Source organism: Nostoc sp., from assembly GCF_036919895.1.
Lineage (GTDB): Bacteria > Cyanobacteriota > Cyanobacteriia > Cyanobacteriales > Nostocaceae > Nostoc.
Map to the genome: position 1 here is coordinate 1 of NZ_JBALBW010000061.1, position 5,683 is coordinate 5,683.

Here is a 5,683-nt window from a genome sequence, read left to right on the forward strand (position 1 = left end):
GCCAGAAGTTGTGTATTGTCTATATCAAGAGGTGGAAACATACCTTAGTCAGCAAATGGAACAATGGATCGCACAAGAACTAGAAAGAACCGAATTAGGAGACGCTAGAAGAACTAAACGGTTGATCAAAATAGTCGAAAATTTAAGTGCTAAACCCTCTTCTAGTATTCCTCAAGCCAGTGGAACATGGGCCCAAACTAAGGCTACCTATGACTTTTGGGATTCACCCTATATCCAGCCATCCATGATTAGACTCTTGACATATTGATGCGACAGGAGAGCGAATTGCCCAGCACAATGTAGTCTTGGCAATCCAAGATACAACAGAACTGAATTACACTAGTCACAAAGCTTACTTCTGTCAAGTTTTCTGTTAAGAAAGATGTTTATAATGGATAGCTTAAAAAAGGGGGATTTAGGGGGATATAGAACGTTTTGATACCTACAATAGGACTTTTCAAACATCCTCTAACAGTAGAGGTAGGGAAGCAGGGGTTGGTATTACAATAAAATTGTTAAGATTCACTTGTTTCTGAGGATTGTATGGGGGGATTAACACTGGATTTGATAGATTCTTTACTAGAAATTCCTAGATATATACCGCCTACAATTAGAACCAACCCTAGCAAGTTAAAAATACTTAATTTTTCTGAGAAAACTATCCAAGCAAGAATGGCAACAATCACTGGATTGAGTAGCAGTAGCAAAGAGATAAATCCTGAAGAAAAAGTTTTCAAGCTGTATACAATTAGCCCATGACCCAAGGCTTCACAAATAGCAGCTAGTGCAAATACTACTAACCAACCTGACAGAGAAACTGGGAAAACTTGTTTTTCAAAGATTAATACTACTGGGATCATCAATGAAGTTGCGATGACACAGCGCCAAACAAGAATGGTAATAATTGAAAACTTATTGCGGATTTGCTCAATAAGTAAAAAATTGGCTGCATAAAATATCGATGAGATCAGGGCAACAGCATCACCTGTAAAATTATTATTAGAGCGTAATAAATCTTCAAATCCAACTGCGATCGCACCGAGCATGGCTAATATTAAACCGATGATAAATTTGCGCCCAAAAATTTGATTAAAAAATAGCCATCCTCCTAATGTTGTAAATAGCGGATTGAGGCTACCTAACGCATTAGCATTAGCAGCACCAGTCTGAGTTAGCGACCAAGTCCAAGATAATCGCCCTAATACATGAACTAGACCCACTGCTATTAAAAACGCTATCTCTTTAATTAAATAAGGCTGCTGTGGTAATATAGGTTCATCATCTCTAATCTGATTCCGTGCTTGGTTAATTCCACTCCATAATCCAAAGATAATAGTCGCTATCCATAAGCGATTAAATAATGTAGTAATTGCGCTCATTTCTTTAACAGCAATTTTAATAAATATTGCTGTTGTAGATAAAGCTAACAATGCAATGATTACTATTATTATTGGTAGGATATTTGAAGTATTTTGAGGTTTTTCGTCTGTGAGGTTTAATTGATTTTCTACCATTTAGTTTATATTGATTAAACGAACCGCTAAGGGAGAAGGATCAATTATTAAGTATAAGTTTGGCATTACTCAGATAATAGTGCCATAGAAGTCTTGTAGCTACCGCACGCCACGGTCGCCAGTGCTGTGTCATTGCTTCTAGTTGAACTGGTGTTGGACGTGTCGTCAAGTTTTTGAGTTTTTGCAAAGCGATCGCGATCGCTAAATCACCTTTAGGAAAGACATCAGGACGTTGCAACGCCATCAGCAAATAAATATCAACTGTCCAGTCTCCAATCCCTTTAAGATACTTTAACTCAGTTCTGATTGTCGTTTCGTCCATTGTATCCAGCTTGCTGAGGTCAAGCTGACCAGTTGCGATCGCATCCGCTAATCCACGACAGTATAGAATCTTTTGCCGACTGAATCCAATCCCTTTTAACTGAACATCATCCAATGTCAGAAAGTTTTCTGGTGTCAGAGTCACAACAACCCCACATAGTCGGGTAAATACAGCTTTTGCAGCTGCTAAAGAAACTTGTTGTTCCAGAATTATGCACAGTAGCGTTGCAAAACCTGGTTCTCTTTTCCATATAGGTGGAGGCCCCAGTGTCTCTAAAATCCCAGCCAAATCGCTGTCAAGATTGGCAAGCACCATTAAACCACGGGTGAGACTTTCTTCAGTCAGCGATTCTAGTTCTGGTGTTTGAGTCATCTTTAAGTAATTTCGATTCTTGTATAAGCAGTTTTTGTTTGCGCTCAATTCCCCAGCGATAACCACCAAGACTGCCATCACTCCGTAGTACCCGGTGACACGGTACAATCAGCGCGATCGGATTAGCTCCACAAGCATTTCCCACCGCGCGGACTGCTTGGGGTTTGGCAATATCGCGGGCTATATCAGTATATGTACGCGTTTCGCTATAGGGAATTTTTTGTAATGCTTGCCAAACTTGTTTTTGAAATGCTGTCCCACGGACATCAAGTGGTAAATCAAGATGTGTTTTATCTCCCGCAATCAAGTCGAGAATTGCTTGTATCCATTCTTTGTGTGTGTGGTCATCACGCACGATCTGCGCTTGGTGAAATTCTTGATTCAAGATATGTTCAAGCTTATCTGCTTCATCACCTAGTTTAACGGCACAGATACCCTTCTCTGTTGTTGCCACCAGTAAATATCCTAGCGGACATGGAGCGATCGCATAAACAATCAACATGGTCTTTCCGGCTTGTTGGTAAGTTTTTGGTGTCATTCCCAGTTGTTTAAGTGCTTTTTCATACAGTTGGCTACTTGAACCATACCCCGTGTCGTAAACTGCATCAGCTATTTCCTCTCCTGACTGGAGACGCTGCTTCAATCGTTGGCTACGCAGCGCATCTCCATATTGAAAAGGGGATACGCCAATTATTTGCTTGAATACCTTTTGCAGATAACTGGGACTCATTTGCACCTGAGAGCTTAATTCCGAGAGGGTGGGGATGCGATCTATTTGTGTTTCAATGTATCGACATGCTGCTAAGACTTTTGATTTGCCTATATTTGGAACTGTTTCAGATTGTGGCTGACAGCGCTTACAAGCACGAAAACCTAAGCTTTCAGCCTCTTGTGCGGACTGGAAAAAACAAACTTGATTCCGATTTGGTCTGCGACTAGGGCAAATAGGTCGGCAATATATGCCTGTCGAGCGAACACCATAGAAAAACTTGCCGTCAATTGTGGGATCTCGATTCAGAACTGCTTCCCAAAGAGTTTTTTCTAAAACTGATGTTTGTTGTAATTGCATTCAGTCTCCTTAGATATACTACAAAGTATCCACTCTGAAATAGTCATTTTTTGTTTTTAGATATTAGGAACTCTGTTTATTCTTTTGATAAAACTAGATTAAATGTATTGATAAACTAGTTTCTATCTGATTATTGCGATCGAAGTTCGCTAGCCTGGGCTATTCATGAAATTTAATCATCAGGATCTAGTTCGATCGTTATTGTCTCAAAAATATTCTCAGTCTAAGGTTATAAGAGCTAAGTTAAAACTGGCAGTGTCTCAAAAAAGTGTCGTTGACCACTATTTATAACTAACTATTTCATTACTTCCTCCTCCCTGCGGCAAATGGTTCACCCGATTGGGTGAATGCGATCGCCTCATCAGGAACTACTCTGAAAGAAGGTGCAGTTTTGATTCTGTTAGCGATTATGCCTACAGAATCCAACTGCTAAGTTGGTTATTCTGGCTTTCAATTGTACATGAATAGCTTGTGTATCAAAGGGTCAAAGAGTGGATGAAACCGTTGTGAAATCGCTGTATACACCAAATTGTCAGCAAGAGGCTATTAACCTGCTATCAAAATTTGCTGCCAATTTACCAGGAATAATTTTCCAAGTTCTGCAACAGCAGGATGGTTCTGTGTTAGTCCTTTATGTTAGTTCTGGTTGTGAATATTTGTATGAAGTAGAACCAGAAGCTTTACAGGCAGACTTCCGGGTGATATACAATCTGATTCATCCACAAGATATAAAAGCTTTTACAGAATCTATAGCTGTTTGTTGTAACACTCTTACACCTTGGCATTGGGAAGGTCGAATCATTACGCCTAGTGGCAAACTTAAATGGATTCAAGGTACTTCGCAACCGGAACGACAAGAAGAAGGGGCTGTGCTTTGGAATGGCTTCGTTTTAGACATTACAGACCGCAAACAAGCCGAAGAAAAATTGCAAGAGAGTGAGGCGCGGTATAAAGCAATTTTGGATGCTATTCCTGATTTAATGTTTCGTATTAGCCGCGATGCTGAGTATCTAGATTTGAAAAGTGAAGGGGCAAATATCACTCTTTCGAGAGAAGAAATAGTTGGGAAACATGTGCAAGAGTTATTGCCTAGTGATGTTGCCGCAATTAGCCTAGAAGCGATCGCTAAAACTTTAGATTCTGGAACTTTGCAAACTTGCGAATATCAGCTAACAACGCCTTTAGGAGTCAGAGATTATGAGGCGCGGTTAGTGGTGAGTGGAGAAGATGAGGTACTAGCAATTGTGCGAGATATCACAGAACGGAAACAAGCAGAAATTGCCTTAAAAAATCTTGCCCAAAAATTTGCTAAAGCTTTTAGTTGCAGTCCAGATTCAATTACTATCAGCACGTTGCAAGCAGGATGCTTCATCGAAGTTAACGACAGCTTTGTGAAGCTTTCTGGTTATGAGCGAGATGAAGTGATTGATAAAACTTCCTTTGAGTTAAATCTCTGGGTAGACGATCGCGATCGCCTAAATTTGTTACAGGAGTTGCAAGCCACAGGAGTTGTTCGTAACCTAGAAGTTGAATTTCAGCAAAAGCTTGGCAAGATAATTACAACGCTGCTTTCAGCCGAAGTTATTGATTTGGATGGTGTTCCTTGCATCTTAGCAGTCCATCACGATATTACAGAACGCAAACAGGTAGAAGCGCAATTTCGCCTGGCAGCACAACGCGATCGCTTGTTGGCAGAAACCTTAGTGCGAATTCGATCTTCCCTTAACCTAGAAGAAATTCTGCAAACTACAGTGACGGAAGTCAGACAATTTCTGCAAACAGATCGAGTGTTTATTGCTTTAAATAATGCCAAGTTAGGAATCAGAACTCTTGCCGAATCAGTAGATCCCAAGTATCCATCAGTCTTAGGTTGGTCTACTAATGATGAAGCTTATTTACAAGAAGTGCGAAACTTACTAAAAGATAATCTTGTGCGTGTCGTTGAAGACATCACACAAATGTCAGTATCTCCCAAAGTCCAAGCACATTGTCAAAAATTTCAAACACAGGCTAGCTTGGCTGTACCAATTATGCTAGGTAATGAGTTGTTTGGGGCGTTAATTGCCAATCAATGCTCAGGTTCGCGTCATTGGCAGCCAATAGAAATTGATTTGTTAAAGCAGATGTCTGAACAAGTAGCGATCGCCATTCAGCAAAGCAAAATATACCAAAAACTCGCAGAACTCAACACTAATTTAGAACACCAAGTAGAAGAACGAACATCACAGTTGCAGCAGAAAATGCAAGAAGTTGAAAAATTGCATCGCGTCAAAGATGTTGTTCTGCACACAGTTGCCCACGATTTACGAACTTCAGTGATGGGTAACTTGATGGTGTTAAAGAATTTGTTAAATCAGGGATTAGGGAGCAGAGAAGCAGGGGAGCAGGGGGCAGGGGAGCAGGGGG

At 40.4% G+C, this 5,683-nt stretch carries 6 protein-coding genes; 2 read left to right on the forward strand and 4 right to left on the reverse strand.

Annotated features, from left to right (window positions below):
• Positions 1 to 268: IS4/Tn5 family transposase DNA-binding protein (locus V7K55_RS11425; protein WP_334831255.1), on the forward strand; the 268-nt coding region annotated here is incomplete at its 5' end.
• A 247-nt stretch (positions 269 to 515) separates the two neighbouring features.
• On the opposite strand, the gene V7K55_RS11430 is transcribed toward V7K55_RS11425, so the two are convergent.
• From V7K55_RS11430 to V7K55_RS11445, 4 genes are all read right to left on the reverse strand, one after another.
• Positions 516 to 1,514: a DMT family transporter gene (locus V7K55_RS11430; protein WP_334831257.1), complete on the reverse strand. Its 999-nt coding sequence runs from the start codon at positions 1,512 to 1,514 to the stop codon at positions 516 to 518.
• A 40-nt stretch (positions 1,515 to 1,554) separates the two neighbouring features.
• Positions 1,555 to 2,208 (reverse strand): DNA-3-methyladenine glycosylase family protein, encoded by a 654-nt coding sequence (locus V7K55_RS11435; RefSeq protein ID WP_334831260.1) that lies wholly within the window; start codon positions 2,206 to 2,208, stop codon positions 1,555 to 1,557.
• The gene (ada, locus tag V7K55_RS11440; protein ID WP_334831262.1) at positions 2,174 to 3,277 is read right to left on the reverse strand and encodes a bifunctional DNA-binding transcriptional regulator/O6-methylguanine-DNA methyltransferase Ada; all 1,104 of its coding nucleotides are present in this window, start codon (positions 3,275 to 3,277) and stop codon (positions 2,174 to 2,176) included. The genes V7K55_RS11435 and ada overlap by 35 nt, the downstream gene beginning before the upstream one ends.
• 303 nt (positions 3,278 to 3,580) lie before the next feature.
• A complete protein-coding gene (locus tag V7K55_RS11445) occupies positions 3,581 to 3,703 on the reverse strand; it encodes a hypothetical protein (protein WP_334831264.1) in 123 nt (40 codons plus the stop codon).
• 80 nt (positions 3,704 to 3,783) lie between these two features.
• On the opposite strand from V7K55_RS11445, the gene V7K55_RS11450 reads away from it, so the two are divergent.
• On the forward strand, positions 3,784 to 5,683 hold a 1,900-nt coding region (locus V7K55_RS11450), incomplete at its 3' end, for a PAS domain S-box protein (protein ID WP_442949085.1).